The 15,259-nt window shown below is 40.4% G+C and carries 11 protein-coding genes; 4 read left to right on the top strand and 7 right to left on the bottom strand.

The features are described 5' to 3' along the window. Positions 1 to 173: 173 nt before the first annotated feature. The 6 genes from ACTJJH_RS01180 to ACTJJH_RS01155 form a co-directional block, all read right to left on the bottom strand. Positions 174 to 2,447: a molybdopterin-dependent oxidoreductase gene (locus tag ACTJJH_RS01180; protein ID WP_440600577.1), complete on the bottom strand. Its 2,274-nt coding sequence runs from the start codon at positions 2,445 to 2,447 to the stop codon at positions 174 to 176. A gap of 148 nt (positions 2,448 to 2,595) precedes the next feature. Then, positions 2,596 to 3,225, bottom strand: coding sequence for a molybdenum cofactor guanylyltransferase (gene mobA / locus ACTJJH_RS01175; protein WP_440600576.1), 630 nt, complete (start codon positions 3,223 to 3,225; stop codon positions 2,596 to 2,598). Next, the gene (locus ACTJJH_RS01170) at positions 3,222 to 6,002 is read right to left on the bottom strand and encodes a molybdopterin-dependent oxidoreductase (protein WP_440600575.1); all 2,781 of its coding nucleotides are present in this window, start codon (positions 6,000 to 6,002) and stop codon (positions 3,222 to 3,224) included. The genes mobA and ACTJJH_RS01170 overlap by 4 nt, the downstream gene beginning before the upstream one ends. Before the next feature lie 18 nt (positions 6,003 to 6,020). After that, positions 6,021 to 7,643, bottom strand: coding sequence for a nitrite reductase small subunit NirD (gene nirD, locus ACTJJH_RS01165; RefSeq protein WP_206240824.1), 1,623 nt, complete (start codon positions 7,641 to 7,643; stop codon positions 6,021 to 6,023). A gap of 12 nt (positions 7,644 to 7,655) precedes the next feature. After that, a complete protein-coding gene (gene nirB, locus ACTJJH_RS01160; RefSeq protein ID WP_372550250.1) occupies positions 7,656 to 10,202 on the bottom strand; it encodes a nitrite reductase large subunit NirB in 2,547 nt (848 codons plus the stop codon). A gap of 11 nt (positions 10,203 to 10,213) precedes the next feature. Then, positions 10,214 to 10,483: a hypothetical protein gene (locus tag ACTJJH_RS01155; RefSeq protein WP_002115692.1), complete on the bottom strand. Its 270-nt coding sequence runs from the start codon at positions 10,481 to 10,483 to the stop codon at positions 10,214 to 10,216. A gap of 456 nt (positions 10,484 to 10,939) precedes the next feature. On the opposite strand from ACTJJH_RS01155, the gene ACTJJH_RS01150 reads away from it, so the two are divergent. Together ACTJJH_RS01150 and ACTJJH_RS01145 are read left to right on the top strand one after the other, a co-directional pair. After that, complete coding sequence (locus ACTJJH_RS01150; RefSeq protein WP_002115726.1) at positions 10,940 to 11,530, top strand: ANTAR domain-containing response regulator; 591 nt, start codon at positions 10,940 to 10,942, stop codon at positions 11,528 to 11,530. Further along, positions 11,531 to 12,553: an ABC transporter substrate-binding protein gene (locus tag ACTJJH_RS01145; RefSeq protein ID WP_033847348.1), complete on the top strand. Its 1,023-nt coding sequence runs from the start codon at positions 11,531 to 11,533 to the stop codon at positions 12,551 to 12,553. Positions 12,554 to 12,558: 5 nt separating this feature from the next. Here the strand turns inward: ACTJJH_RS01145 and ACTJJH_RS01140 are convergent, their stop codons facing one another. After that, positions 12,559 to 12,675, bottom strand: a complete 117-nt coding sequence (locus ACTJJH_RS01140) for a hypothetical protein (RefSeq protein WP_014207016.1) — start codon at positions 12,673 to 12,675, stop codon at positions 12,559 to 12,561. Between the two features lie 507 nt (positions 12,676 to 13,182). Here ACTJJH_RS01140 and sbnA point away from each other — a divergent pair. Then, entirely contained in the window at positions 13,183 to 14,187 is a 1,005-nt protein-coding gene (gene sbnA / locus ACTJJH_RS01135; RefSeq protein ID WP_005068826.1) for a 2,3-diaminopropionate biosynthesis protein SbnA, read from the top strand. Positions 14,188 to 14,208: 21 nt separating this feature from the next. Continuing rightward, a complete protein-coding gene (sbnB, locus tag ACTJJH_RS01130; protein ID WP_002115662.1) occupies positions 14,209 to 15,222 on the top strand; it encodes a 2,3-diaminopropionate biosynthesis protein SbnB in 1,014 nt (337 codons plus the stop codon). The last annotated feature ends 37 nt before the right edge of the window (positions 15,223 to 15,259 follow it).

Here is a 15,259-nt window from a genome sequence, read left to right as displayed (position 1 = left end):
AAAATTGCGCCTTAGTAGTGCTTTGATCTTTATTGCAAAATTTGTTCCAATTCTATTTATCATCCATAACTTTTTGGGTTGTATTTGAAATTTCGGCCGTATCGTTTTAGTTCAAACTTTAAAGCTTTACAAAATCAGTGCGGCGTCAACCTTTTATGTGCCCTACTTTATTTCTAGCACTTTTCTAAACGAATGGGTACATATTTATGGTACGGTGTTTTAGATAAAGGGTCACAATGCTCACCAGAAATGAGCATGTTTAATTGTGGTCCAATTGGTTCCCCACCTTGAAAGCGCATGCCATAACCATGTGGAAGCGAAACAACTCCTTTTCGCATTCCCTCATCAAAATCTACAGTAACCTGAATTTCTCCATGTTGTGAGATACATTTGATTCGATCACCCACAGCTACACTTAAGGCTTCTGCATCTTCAGGATGAATTCGTAAAGCCCCTTCAGCATCTACTTTTCGCCATGCTGGGTCACGGTAAATTTGGTTGGCGTTATAACTACGTCGCTCACCTGATAAGAGGATAAAAGGAAACTCTTCTATATTAACGTTATGGCTTTTCAAGCTTGCGAGCTCAGTTAACATCTCGGGAATAGCTAGACGTATTTTCTTATCTTTATAAGCTAGCAGTTTCCAGACTTCGTCATATTCATGTTGCGATAACACGACACCTGACCTCTGCTTTAAAATTTGTTCAAATAAATGAACACCTAAAGTTAAAGGGTTACCTTTGTAACCTGCACGGCGTACCGCTTTGGTGTGTAACACAGCATATTGAATAGAGAGCGGCAATAAAAAAGCTACTGAACCAGCTGATTTTTCTAACTGCTTACCTAAAGTACGATAGATAATTGAAGCTGCAAAAGGAATGTAGTTTTTATTTCGTGCAAAAGTAAGTCCCAATGCCGACAAATACGGTAAATAAGCTATTTTTTTCGAGTCGACTGAAGCTATTTTTTCTAAAATTGGAAAGCGTTTTGGAATCACCTGCATGGCTTCAAGTAATCGAGTATAAATTTCTGCTTCCGGTAAAGTATTCGTTTGAGCGGTCAATACAGGATGTCTGAGATGAAAGCCATTCTTAGGGAACTCAAGATTAAAGCCCGTAAATTCCCATTTTTCAAACTGAGTGTGAGCCGGCAAAATGTAGTCCGCAAGCCTAGCGGTTTCCGTCATGGCAACATCGACCACAACCAACAAATCTAATGCTTTAAATGCTTCCTCATAAGCTGGTGTATCAGGATACGTTAATAGTGGATTACAGCTATCTACAAACACAGCACGAATTCGCTTTTCCCCTGCTTTTAAGATTTCATCGGGTAAAATATTAGGCGGGAAGAACCCAGAAATGGGGAACATTTTATGGTAAACACTCCGTCTATATTTCGGCTTTCTTTCATCTGTATCACTTAAGATTGGAATAAACATGGTATGCAAATTATTGGTACCCTGTTTTCCAAAGTTCCCTGTCAGTAAGTATAAAAGCTTTTCTAAATAACCATTTAATGTCGTATTTAAAGTATGTTGAATACCTAAATCGATACGTACACAGCCTCTTTTTGCTTTAGCAAAGTCTCGAACAACCTGATAAATCAAATCGACAGGTACATCTGCTTTGGCAATATAGTCTTCAATTGGAACTCGGCTAAATGCTGTTTTTACGTCTTCAAAACCGTGCGTATGCTGCTCAATAAACGCTGCATCATAAAGCTTTTCTTTAATAATAATCGCAATCATGGCCGACATTAAAAAAGCATCTGTCCCCGGTTTTAGTTGCACATGAATATCAGCTTGTTTTGCTGTTTCGGTAACACGCGGGTCAAACACCACCATGGTTCGATTCGGATCTTTCTTAATATGTTTTAGGGTATCTCTAGCGTTGGGAATGCCATGGGCCTGAAAAGGATTTGTTCCAATAAAAAGTACATAATCTGCGTGTTCAACATCTTCTGTGGTATGGCAAGCCTGACTACCAAATAAACGACCATTGAGCCAAAAATCACCCGTTTTTTCTTGAGCAAGTGAGTTGTAAGCATAATAACTTTTCATGGCCAGCAAAAGTTGTCGACCATACGCTGCACCTAAATGATTGCCTTGGCCACCACCCCCAACCGAAGCAAAAGCAGTCCCACCAAAATCATCTCTAATCTGCACTAATCGATCAGCAATTTCTTGTATGGCTACATCCCAACTCACTTCTTGAAATGATCCATCAGGTTGACGTTTTAAAGGTGTAGTCAAACAGTCTGCGTGTTGCTGGTAATGCTGTAATCTGGCAGCTTTTTGGCAAATGTAACCTTGAGAAAAAGGATGTTTGGGATCACCTTTAATTTTAACAAACTGGTTATCTTTAATTTCGACACTCAAACCGCAGTTTCTAGAACATAAGATACATGCTGTCACATCTGTTTTACTTTGCTGAGCTGCGTCCATCATTTTTCTGGCTCCGTTTATTTTTATACATCTGGCTAGAATGAAAACAATAAGTTCCAAAATAGAACTTATATATTAGATAGTCAAGAACGCATCATTTTAAATTTGTTTATAACATCACTTTAGTTTGTAAATTGACAGAATCTAATGTTTAACTTGCTGTAAATATCTCTTTAAAAGCATTGATTTGTTTATATTGTTGAAGCTCATCCAAAGAGTTAATGCTATGAAAAAATAAGTTTTGTTTTTGAAATACGGCGACTTGTGCATGTAAAAGTTTAAAGCACTCTTTCAAACTTAATCGATGTTTGTCAATTTGCTCTCGTATCGTAATCAGGCTTTCACGCTTTAATAAGCAAAATGGATATAAAGCATCTCCATTAATTGAAACATAGGCCGCCTGAGCTTGTTTATTTTTGCGTAGTGCGCTGTGTAATTTCGCAACGACTTGCGTAGGTATATACGTCACATCACAAGGAATAAACAAAACATAATCTGCTTTTACATGTGACCATGCGCTTTTCATGCCCATAAGTGGGCCGAAAAAACCGGAAGCATCATCTTGAAAACACTTAATATCAGGTACAATACTTTGATAAATCGAATAATCACGATGACTATTTACCCAAATTTCCGATACAGAAGACTTTAGTTTTTGATGAATTTTGAGTAGTTGCGTATCGCCATCAAATTGTTGCAATAGCTTATTTAAACCATTCATACGGCGGGCTTGTCCACCCGCCAAAATGACCAGATCAGTTACGGGATATCCCTTATTCACACTTCCACCTCTTGTTGGCAAGCTTTAATCAAGCCACGAATCTCAGGTAAACATGAACCACAGTTCCCACCTGCTTTTAAACATGCAGTAACCTGTTTTTCATGGGTAATGTTTTGTGTTTTTATCACGTCGATAATTTTATTCTTACCTACTTTAAAACAACTACACACTAAAGGCCCATCATTATTAGTAGCCGACATTGGCATACCCGCTAGTAAAGCTTTTCGGTGCAAGGCGCTCAAACGTTCTCGTTTAAACAGACTCGCACCCCAATCACGGTCTGGTAATAAATCTGGCGGTGCAATATATAGACTTGCAATTACAATGCCATCTTTCAAAATAACGCTATGGCTCAGTTGTGAAGAGATATCTTCTATACTTAACCATTCAAAGGTTTCATCGGCAAATGGCAAAAAGCTTTTCAGGTTCTTTTGAGTATCGTGAAAAGTTTGGCGGTCTGCAAGTTCATAACGGTTGGTTTTAACCATTTTGACCTTGGTCCACCATGCACAGTGATGTAGCGATTCTTGAATATGCGAATCGTATCCTTCACGAATATAGAGCACGCCCTGCCAAGTGGTATAGAACGGCTGAATGGTTACAGGTGTATGTTTGAACTCAGGTTCACCTGAAATTGCATCAACCTCAGGGTTAACGACTTTACCAATACGAGCATCGGATGCGACCTGTTCAGTCCAGTGAATCGGTACAAAAATTTGCCCACGACGTACCCCCGATGAGAAGGTCACACGTAGTACACAACTGCCCCATTTCGAACGAACTTCTACTAAGCCTTGATCACGCACACCAAACTTTAAGGCATCACTCGGATGAATTTCGCAAAATGGTTCGGCACGGTGACTGGTCAAATTTGGCGACAAACCTGTACGCGTCATGGTGTGCCATTGGTCTCGAATACGTCCAGTGTTCAAAATGAGCGGATAATCTTCCGAAACTGCATGAACTGGATCAATTGCAACAGTTGGAATCAATTTCGCCTTGGCATTTTTATGACTAAACTGCCCTTTGCCAAACAGTTGTTGAACGGTATTAGCATCTTGGTTTTTATTCCACACTGGCCATTGAATTGGTTGCAGCGCATCGTACTCCACAGCGCTCAGATTCATTAAGCCTTTTAAGTTAAAATAACGGAAATTATTACTTTGTTCACGCGCATTTATGTCTGCATTGTCTTGTGCAGATAAAGCTGCATGCTCATTAAAGATGTCACTTACATTCGCAAAGTCAAAACCATTAAAGCCTAATTTTTTCGCGACTTGGCTAACAGACCACCAATCTGCTTTTGCTTCACCCGGCGCAGGTAAAAATGCGCGCTGACGTGAAATACGACGCTCAGAATTGGTCACTGTGCCATCTTTTTCGCCCCAACCTAAAGCTGGAAGCAATATATCGGCGTAAGCCGTAGTATCGGTATCGGCACAGATATCTGATACTACGACTAACTCGCACTTCTCTAAAGCACGTTTAACTTGATCGGCATCTGGCAAACTCACCACCGGATTGGTTGCCATAATCCAGATGGCTTTAATTTTTCCGGCTTCAACCGCATTAAATAAATCAACTGCTTTTAAGCCAGCTTGTGTTGCAATAAATGGACTATCCCAAAAGGTTTGCACTACTTTTTGATGTAATGGATTATCTAAGTCCATGTGTGCCGCTAGCATATTGGCTAAGCCACCCACTTCTCGACCACCCATCGCATTGGGTTGGCCTGTCATCGAAAATGGTGCGGCGCCGAGCTTACCAATTTTGCCTGTTAGTAAATGACAATTAATAATACTGTTGGCCTTATTTACGCCCTGACTTGATTGATTCACACCCATTGAAAATAGGGTAATTACTTTTTCAGTTTGAGCAAATTTCTCAAAGAACTGCTGTAATTTGTCTAAGGAAATACCGCTACGTTTTGCCACATATTCAATATCGGCTTCTGGGTGGCTGCTTGCCAAAACATCTTGCAGACCTTCGGTATAAGCCTCTACAAATGCCTGATCGGCATGACCATTTTGATATAGATATTGGAATAGGCCATTAAATAAAGCGACATCTTGGCCCGGCAAAATCGGTAAATGTAAATCCGCTTGTTCACAAGTACTGGTAAAACGTGGGTCAATTACCACAACAAACATATCGGGATTGTGGCTTTTAGCCTGCATAATCCGCTGATACAGCACAGGATGGCACCATGCGGTATTAGAACCGACCAATACCACCATGTCTGCATGTTCAAAATCTTCATAACTTGCAGGGACAATATCCTCACCGAAACTACGTTTGTGACCTGCCACCGCAGATGACATGCAAAGGCGTGAGTTGGTATCAATATTTGCAGTGCCCAAATAGCCTTTTACAAACTTATTCACCACATAATAGTCTTCAGTCAAAAGCTGACCTGAAACATAAAATGCAATGCTGTCACGACCATATTGATCGATACAAGATTGGAATTTCTTGGCAATTTTATTGATTGCCGCGTCCCATGTAGTTACCACCCGATCAGCTTTGCGCCCCATCATTGGTTGTAAAACACGTGTTTCTAACCCCAAAGTATCCGCAAGACGGCTACCTTTAATACATAAGCGTCCAAAGTTGGAAGGATGCTCAGCATCCCCCTCAACTTGTACCAGAGGTCCTTGAGGTTTTTGTTGGACGTTTACGCTAACACCGCAACCCACCCCACAATATGGACATGTTGTTTTGATTGTTTTTGCAACATGATCGGAGCTATCGACTTCAACGCTTGGAATACTATTCATAACTGCTCCTTTCCCTATTTAGCCTGCATTTTTTAATGCAAAATCTCGACCAAATAGCAGTTTGTTTCTAAATGAAGAAACAGGTGTTTGGTCTGCAATTAATTCTGCATACCACATGCCATCTTCAGTATCACCAAACAGTACTGCACCGATTACCCGATCGCTTTGAATGATAATACGCTTATAAATCTGGCGTTTTTCATCATTCAGGATAATGTCTTCATAATCATCTTTCGGCTCAAAATTACCCGCAGAGAATACATCGACTCCACTCACCTTTAACTGAGTCGGTACGGTTGGCGCTTTAAAAGTTAAGCTGCCATGCTCTGCTAAATGGGTCGCGCAAATAAAAGCTTGCCCCCACAGTGGTTCAACCAAACCGAAAGTTTGACCACGGTGTTCGATACACTCACCCACGGCATAAATACTTGGGTCAAATGTTTGCATGGTGTCATTCACCAATACACCACGGTTACAACGTAATCCTGCACTTTGCGCCAAAGCAATATTTGGACGAATGCCCACGGCGAACACCACAAGGTCTGCATCTAAGACCGTGCCATCTTTCAAACGGATTTGCTTCACATGCCCATTTTCATCACCAATTAACGCTTCGGTATTGGCTTCGGTAATGATTTGAATGCCTTTTTGCTCAATGCTATGACGTAATAACTGGCTCGCACGACCATCAAGTTGACGTTCCATAATACGGTCCATCAAATGCAATACTGTGACATTCATACCGCGTTGTTTTAAACCATACGCCGCTTCTAAACCAAGCAAACCGCCACCAATCACCACTGCATTGGTTTTTGAATCGCAGTATTCAATCATGGTGTTGACGTCATAAATATCGCGGAAAGTTAACACACCCTTTAAGCCAACACCTTGAACTGGTGGAATAAATGGTGCCGAGCCTGTTGCCAGAATCAAACGATCATAATCAACTGTCTGACCTTTTTCGGTGTAAACCACTTTACGCGGGCGATCAATTTTTACGGCTTTATCACCTGCAATAAATTTAATGCCTTTATCGTCATACCACTTCGGTGGATGCAACATAATGTCTTCAATGGTTTTTTCACCCGATAAAACTGGAGATAACATAATGCGGTTATAGTTACCCCAAGGTTCTTCACCAATCACTGTGACTTCATAACGGTCTGGGGCCATATCAAGTAAATCTTCTAGACAACGCATCCCTGCCAAACCATTTCCAATTAGCACCAGTTTAAGTTTGTCTTGAGACACACCTGTATTGGTAATATAAGTTTTTTGCGGTACTGCATTGACCCAAACACGGCCATCAACAATTTTGCTTGGATAAACTGAAAGCTTTTGGTCTTTATCTTCTAAACAACGGCCCGTTGCTAAACTGAAATGTTGTTTATAGATTGGTGATGCAATAACACGCTCACCTTGTAAATCACCGATAATCCCACGGCTCATGACATTGGCTTGGCTAAACGGATCTTTATTGCTCAGCACGTAAACACGTTTTTCATGTCCCACACGGAAGATTGCTACCGCTTGACCACCAACTAGCGCACCCGCACCAGTGTTTGGGGTTAAATCATCGAGTGCGCAAACGTCAATCCACTGATTATCAGGAAGCATATTTTTGTCTTGTACAATATTCATAGAAACTCTCCTTTATGCTTCAACCATTGGAATACGGTCTTCTGAACGTTCAGCTTCAGTTAATGGGCGAATTTGACCACGTTCAGTTGTAAATTGAATGTGTGGATCGGCCTGTTCATTTGCTCCTGCGTTGATATACGTTTGGAAGCGTTTACGAACTTCAGGATTTTCCACCGCAGTACGCCATTCGTCTTGATATGTGCCAATGATGTGTTCCATACGGCGCTCAAGCTCGGCAGCCAAACCAAGTGAATCATCCACCACTACAGATTTAAGGTAATCTAAGCCGCCTTCCATGTTGTCGCGCCATACACTGGTACGTTGTAAACGGTCTGCTGTTTGGATGTAGAACATATAGAAACGGTCGATGTAGCGGATGAGTGTTGCTTTATCAAGGTCAGATGCAAGTAACTCGGCATGACGTGGTTTCATACCACCGTTACCACAGACATAAAGGTTCCACCCTTTTTCGGTCGCGATAATACCAACGTCTTTACCTTGTGCTTCTGCGCACTCACGAGTACAGCCAGACACTGCCATTTTCAATTTATGCGGTGAACGCAAACCTTTGTAGCGGTTTTCAAGTTCAATCGCTAAACCAACGGAGTTGTCTACCCCGTAACGGCACCATGTGCTACCCACACAAGATTTCACGGTACGCAATGATTTACCGTAAGCATGACCAGACTCGAAGCCCGCAGCATTCAGCTCTTCCCAAATGAATGGAAGCTCATGAACTTGCGCCCCGAACATGTCAACACGTTGACCGCCAGTAATTTTGGTGTACAAGTTATATTTCTTCGCAATTTGACCAATCGCGATTAAACCATCTGGAGTCACCTCACCACCTGCCATACGCGGTACAACCGAGTAAGAACCGTCTTTTTGGATGTTACCCAAATAGTAGTCATTACTGTCTTGTAAGCCTGCATGACTTGGCTCAAGTACGAAATCGTTCCAGCAAGATGCCAGAATATTTGCGGCAGCAGGTTTACATATATCGCATCCTAGACCATGACCATGTTGATGAATCAAATCATCAAAAGTTTTGATTTCATTGACACGAACCAAGTGATACAACTCTTGACGCGAGTACGGGAAGTGTTCGCAAATGTGGTTATTTACAGTCACACCTTGACGTTGTAACTCTGACTTCAACACTTGCGTCACTAATGGTGCACAGCCACCACATGCTGTTGCTGCTTTGGTGCATTTCTTTAATGCACCTAAAGAGGTCGAACCATCGCTAATTGCTTGGCAGATGTCCGCTTTTGATACGTTGTTACATGAACAAATGGTCGCGCTGTCTGGAAGTAAATCTACACCGCTACCACCAGACTTACCTGCTGATTGTTCAAAGCCTGGCATAATCAAGCTTTCAGGAACTTCAGGTAAAGCCAGACCGTTTAACATCATTTGTAAAAGGTCATTGTATTCTTTGGCATCGCCCACCAAAACTGCGCCCAGCAATTTGGTTTTATCTGCATTTACAACGATCTTTTTATAAACCAATGCATGCTCATCTGCATAGAAGTAGCTTAATGCACCCGGAGTCATGGCATGAGCATCACCTACAGAGGCAACGTCCACACCCATCAACTTCAACTTGGTGCTCATGTCTGCACCAGCGAAGCAATTACACTCTTCATCTAAAATGTGTTTTGCTGCAATACGCGCCATGTCATAGCCCGGTGCAACCAAACCATAAATTTTATTTTGCCAAAGCGCACATTCACCAATGGCATAAATATTGGTGTCCGACGTTTGGCAATAATCATTAATAACAATACCGCCACGCTCACCAATCGCCAGACCACTATTGCGTGCGAGCTCATCACGTGGACGGATCCCCGCAGAGAATAAAATGACATCTGCTTCAAGCTCGCTACCATCTGCAAATTTCATTACATGTGTAGTGCTGTTGCCACATTCGATAGATTGTGTCGCTTTTTGTGTATGAACTTTTACACCAAGGTCTTCAATTTTACGGCGCAAAACTTTACCGCCTAGGTCATCAATTTGAACTGCCATTAAACGTGGCGCAAACTCAACAACATGTGTTTCTAAATCTAAATCACGTAAAGCTTTTGCAGCTTCAAGTCCAAGCAAACCACCACCAATCACTACACCTGTTTTTGCATTAAGACTCGCTGCACGAATCGCGTCTAAGTCTTCAATCGTACGGTAAACAAAGCAGTTTTCACGGTCATTACCTGGAATTGGTGGAACGAATGCATACGAACCAGTTGCCAAAACCAATTTGTCATAGCTGATGACATCACCATGATTGGTTGTGACTGTTTGTGCAGCTGTATCAACTGCAGTTGCTTTTGTATTTAGACGTAAGTCAATGCCATGAGCATCAGCAAAGTCAAAACGCGCCAAAGATAAATCTTTTGCTGATTTCCCAGAGAAATATTCTGTTAAATGTACACGGTCATACGCGATACGAGGTTCTTCCGCGAGAATCGTGATTTCCAATTCATCATCTGCTTTTTCTAAAATGGCTTCGATGAATTTGTGGCCCACCATACCATGACCAATCATTACCAATTTCATAGTGTTTCTCCTCAAATCACGTTGCTTTTAAGCTGCGTTATTGCGTTCTCAAATAGACGTTGTTTTTTTGCCTTGTGTTCTACCGAGAAGCGAATCAATCTCACAAAGCATGTAGCTGCTTGGAATCCATTTTTCCCACTCATTAATGACACCCAATGCACAGCAAAGTCATAAAAAGAAATAAAAAAAGCGAGCCCCCTCATAGAGAAGGCTCGCATCGCTGGAACTGAAAAATTAGATAATTCAGATGTAACTTTTTTATGCAATAAAAATAAAGACATGGCCTTCACTCCGACTGAACGTAAATTCTTTGTGTGCACAGTTGCACTCACAAATTCGATCAGAACGGACATCGTTGGCCGTCTTTAAAACTTATGGTCGTCTTCGACCTGTAATTAAGTAAGCATTTTGTATGCCAATTCTTATATAAATTTAATTTAAAAATTTTTTATTTTTAATTTCATATAGATATAATTTCGCCAGCTATCTTATAAAAATAATGTCTTATTCTATTTGCCCCATCGCTGTACACTTAAATGGTTAAGATAAAAATATGTCTTGCCACAAAATGAATCGTACTTTTGCACCAAGACTGACCACATTCATTCTTTAGCTTGCTGAAATGCCACTTAAACTGGATTTTTTGTTTAGTTTTGGATGGCACTAATCTTGCTTAAAACCTGATAACAAAAAACGCGTCGAATTGGCGCATTTTCTTAGCCTGATTTTCTGAACTTATGCCAAAACTCAAAATAGCCCTTATTGATGATGATCATGCGCGAGCAGACTATATAAGAAAAAGTCTGCTTGAAAATGATTTTGAAGTGGTCGCTTGCCTTACTTTGGACCATTTAAATATTTTTCGTCTCGAGCATTTACAAGCCGATGTGATCTTGCTCGATATGGATCATCCTCATCGTGACATTATTGAAAGTTGTGTGAGTAGCTATGACCTACCGACTGTCCTGTTCACTAAAAATTCAGATAAAGACACCATCAAACAAGCCATCGATGCGGGAGTAACGGCTTATATCGTAGATGGCATAGACCCTGCCCGTTTACATACCATTTTAGAAATCTCGATTGAGCAATATAAAAAACACAAAAAACTCGAAGGTGATTTAAAAGAGGCTCAAACAAAACTGGCTGATCGTAAAGATGTTGAAAAGGCCAAAGTGTTACTCATGCAACTCCACGGTCTGCCTGAAGATACAGCTTTCCAACTTCTCAGAAAAAATGCCATGAGTCACCGTATAACGATTGGAGAAATGGCACGGCGGTTACTTGATGCCCAAAAATTACTCAACAATCAACTAAAGGATGAATAAATGAGCACATTAGAAAAGACTCAATTACAACTCGGCTATATTCCTTTGCTTGATTGTCTTGCATTGCTTTGGGCAAAACAAAGAGGCTTCTTTGAGGAAGTCGGTTTAGACGTCACTTTAGTTAAAGAAGCATCTTGGGCAAGTCTTCGAGACCGTCTTGCTTTTGGTCTATTAGATGCAGCGCATTGCTTATCTGCAATGTTACCTGCGGCGGCTGTCGGCACAGATCAAATTGGCACGCCACTACAAACATCACTCGTTTTAAGTGAAAACCGTGCTTTCATTAGCTTAAGTCAAAAACTTACTCATCAACTTGCAATTCAAAAAAATGATATGGCTCAAGTAACAGCGCAAAAAGTGGCAGATTATCTCGAACAAGGTCACTCCATTTCTTTAGCGCATGTATTTAAGCATTCTATTCATCATTATTGTTTAAGAGAGTGGATCGCCTTAGCAAACCCTGAACTTGCACAATCTATCCAGCTTAAAACATTACCGCCACCTTATATGGTTGAAGCATTAGACAAACATGTGATTGATGGTTTTTGCGTCGGAGAACCATGGAATACTCAAGGCGAGCTTTTAGGCTTAAGTAAAATGATTTGCTCAAGTCAAAACATTATTCCACCTGTGGCTGATAAGGTTTTAGCAGTAACTCAAGAATGGGCTGAACAGCATCCACAAACACTGGTCGCACTCACCACGGCAATTATGAAAGCCCAGCAAGAATTGAGTGAGTTAGACGATTTTGCTCCAATTTTAAAATTATTGGTCGAGTTTGGAATTGTGCGCTTCCACTGTTCAGAAGAAGTACATGTCGACAAATACTATATGATTCAGGATATTGTCCGTCATTTAGTAAAAGAAAGTGCACTTCCAAAAGTAGAAGACTTTTATTGGCTGCTCGAGCAAATGCAAAAATGGGATGAACTTCAACTCGACCAAGCACAAATCACAAGCTTGGGTGCTCAATGCATTAATCTTGAGGCTTATGAACAAGCTAAACATCGCTATCGTTCATAACTTTTCTACTCATCAAATCGCCATAAAAAAAAGCTGTCTTTTATGACAAAGACAGCTTGAAAGACCCATAAGACAAAATGCGAAACACGCATTCCTATATTTTCTAGGCTCAACTGATCCATTGAAAATATAGCGCTTATGGAAATGATCATATCTATCTAAGCGTATCATTTTCAGACATTTTCATATCAATAACTGCCACTTGATCAATTTCAGTTCATTATTCAAAGCATCTTAAGTCAGTCTTTAAATACCTCTCTCTTTTTCAAGCCTTAAATTTACCCATACTCACTACAGAATAGTGATGCATCAATTACGCGGGTGAGGTCATAAATTTCATTTTATTTCTTCAAAATAATTTCTCGCATCTGTCTTAATTAAATTAATTTTTTTAGCTCTAAAGTAATTTATTGCCTATGTCATTATATTTAAAAAGATTTATTTATTAATCCTTTTGTAAAACTTAAATATTACGATTCAAATAATTAGATAAAAAAAATTAGTGAAAAATCCTCTAAGTCCATCCTGTTTTCAGTTACAAACCGCAACAATCATGGCACAAATGGTAATAATAATTAAATTAATAATCATTATCATTCACACCACATAAAAACCTGAGAAGATCTACCATGATCCATGAAAATATTCTCGACTGCATAGGTAAAACGCCACTACTACAATTATCAAGGCTATTCACGCATCAATCGATCTCAGTGATTGCGAAAATGGAATTGTTAAACCCAGGAGGAAGTATTAAAGACCGTCCGGCATTATTCATGCTACAGGAAGGCCTGAAATCTGGAGTGATTAATAAAGATAGTCACATTGTTGAAAGCTCATCAGGGAACTTAGCGATTGCGCTTGCAATGGCTTGCAAAATATATGGATTAAAATTTACTGCCGTTATTGACCCGAAAATTGCCTCAGCAAACTTACAAATGTTGAAGCTCTACAAGGCTAATATCGAAATGGTCTCTGAAAAAGACCAAAACGGCGGTTATTTAAAAACCAGAATTGACACTGTAAAACGACTCTGCCAACAGCTTCCAAATGCTGTTTGGATTAATCAGTATGCAAACCCAAATAACTGGAAAAGCCATTATTTTGGAGAAGCAGAAGAAATCCTAAATCAAATTGATCGCAAGATTGATTACCTCGTGATTGGGGCAAGTACCTCTGGCACGATTATGGGCGTATCTCGTCGCCTTAAAGAAAGATTTCCAGAATTAAAAGTGATCGCAGTCGATATCGTCGGCTCTGTGTTGTTTGGTGGCACATCTGGTCCACGCGAAATTCCCGGGATTGGTGCAAGTACAGTCCCACCGCTACTCTCCCCCGATGAAATTGATGATGTCATTTATGTAGATGACTATGAGTCAGCACTCGGTTGCAGAGAGCTTCTTGAACATGAAGGAATTTTTGCAGGTGGTTCAAGTGGCTCATCAATTTCAGCCATCAAGAAACTGATTCCAACCATTCCTGATGGATCGTGCGTCTTAACACTGTTGCCCGATCGTGGCGATCGTTATCTCGATCTTGTTTATGAAGATGAATGGTTCGAAATGATCAAGAAGCGTCACTTCAATCGAAACTTACGACGCCAAGAAAACCTTACTTTACAAAATGTTGTTTAACCTTCTTCTTAGGACATATTCATGAGCAATTTGGCTACCCTTCGCTATTTAAGTCAATCAGATTTATTAAATCTGGGCGCAAATCATAGCAATTCATTTATTGAAGCGATTACTGAAGGTTTAACCCTGCATGCAAATAAACAGTTTGTACAACCCTTAAAACCTTATCTTCGCTGGCAAGGTGCAGACCATATTGCTGACCGTATTATCGCTATGCCTTGTTATTTAGGCGGCAACGACCCGATTGCCGGAATTAAATGGATTGGTTCAAGACAACATAACCCTAAAAAATTCAATATTCCGCGTGCTAGCGCACTGATTGTTTTAAATGACTCAGAAACAAACTATCCGGTCGCGGTGATGGAAGGCAGCTTAATTAGTGCCATGCGAACTGCGGCAATTACTGGTGTTTCGATTAAATATCTAGCGAAAAAAGACTTTTCAGACATTACCGTGATTGGTTGCGGACCAATTGCTCAAATGCAGATTAAGACGGTACTTGAACAATATGCTCAAGTGAAAAAAATCCATTTATTTGATGTAAACCCTGAAGCAGCTGAAAAACTCAAAGCGTTGTTTTTATCAGAATATCCGAATCTAGAAATTGAAATTCATGACAGTGCTAAGTCTGCGATTCAACAAGCCGATGTCCTCATTACCTGCACAGTTTCAGATAAACCTTACATTCCGTTTGAGTGGCTTAAAAAAGGCTGCTTTGTTTCAAATATTTCAATTATGGATATCGAGCCTGAAGTCTTCTTAAAAGTCGACAAAGTGATTGTAGATGACTGGGACCAATCAAACCGAGAAAAGAAAGTCATCAATGTACTGGTTGAAGATGGCTTATTCAGCCGTGAAAAACTACATGCTGAACTTGGCGACATCATTATTGGTCATAAAAACGGCCGCGAACACGAAGATGAAATCATTTTGCTAAACCCAATGGGCATGGCGATTGACGATATTGTCTGCGCTAAATGGTTCTTCAATGCTGCACAAGAACAAAACGTTGGCACGGTTCTACCGCTTTTATAAGAATAGGAATAACTAAAATGTTAGATCGGATTTACAC

The sequence above is a fragment of the Acinetobacter sp. 22301 genome (assembly GCF_052045285.1).
Classification (GTDB): Bacteria; Pseudomonadota; Gammaproteobacteria; order Pseudomonadales; family Moraxellaceae; genus Acinetobacter; species Acinetobacter pittii.
Note: the sequence above shows the minus strand (reverse complement) of the source record. Positions and strands in the feature narration are given on the sequence as shown.

Coding starts and splice junctions, on each gene's coding strand:
- ACTJJH_RS01180 (WP_440600577.1), bottom strand. CDS start 2,447: ATGATGGACGCAGCTCAGCAAAGTAAAACAGATGTGACAGCATGTATC.
- ACTJJH_RS01170 (WP_440600575.1), bottom strand. CDS start 6,002: ATGAATAGTATTCCAAGCGTTGAAGTCGATAGCTCCGATCATGTTGCA.
- nirD (WP_206240824.1), bottom strand. CDS start 7,643: ATGAATATTGTACAAGACAAAAATATGCTTCCTGATAATCAGTGGATT.
- nirB (WP_372550250.1), bottom strand. CDS start 10,202: ATGAAATTGGTAATGATTGGTCATGGTATGGTGGGCCACAAATTCATC.
- ACTJJH_RS01155 (WP_002115692.1), bottom strand. CDS start 10,483: ATGTCTTTATTTTTATTGCATAAAAAAGTTACATCTGAATTATCTAAT.
- ACTJJH_RS01150 (WP_002115726.1), top strand. CDS start 10,940: ATGCCAAAACTCAAAATAGCCCTTATTGATGATGATCATGCGCGAGCA.
- ACTJJH_RS01145 (WP_033847348.1), top strand. CDS start 11,531: ATGAGCACATTAGAAAAGACTCAATTACAACTCGGCTATATTCCTTTG.
- ACTJJH_RS01140 (WP_014207016.1), bottom strand. CDS start 12,675: ATGGATCAGTTGAGCCTAGAAAATATAGGAATGCGTGTTTCGCATTTT.
- sbnA (WP_005068826.1), top strand. CDS start 13,183: ATGATCCATGAAAATATTCTCGACTGCATAGGTAAAACGCCACTACTA.
- sbnB (WP_002115662.1), top strand. CDS start 14,209: ATGAGCAATTTGGCTACCCTTCGCTATTTAAGTCAATCAGATTTATTA.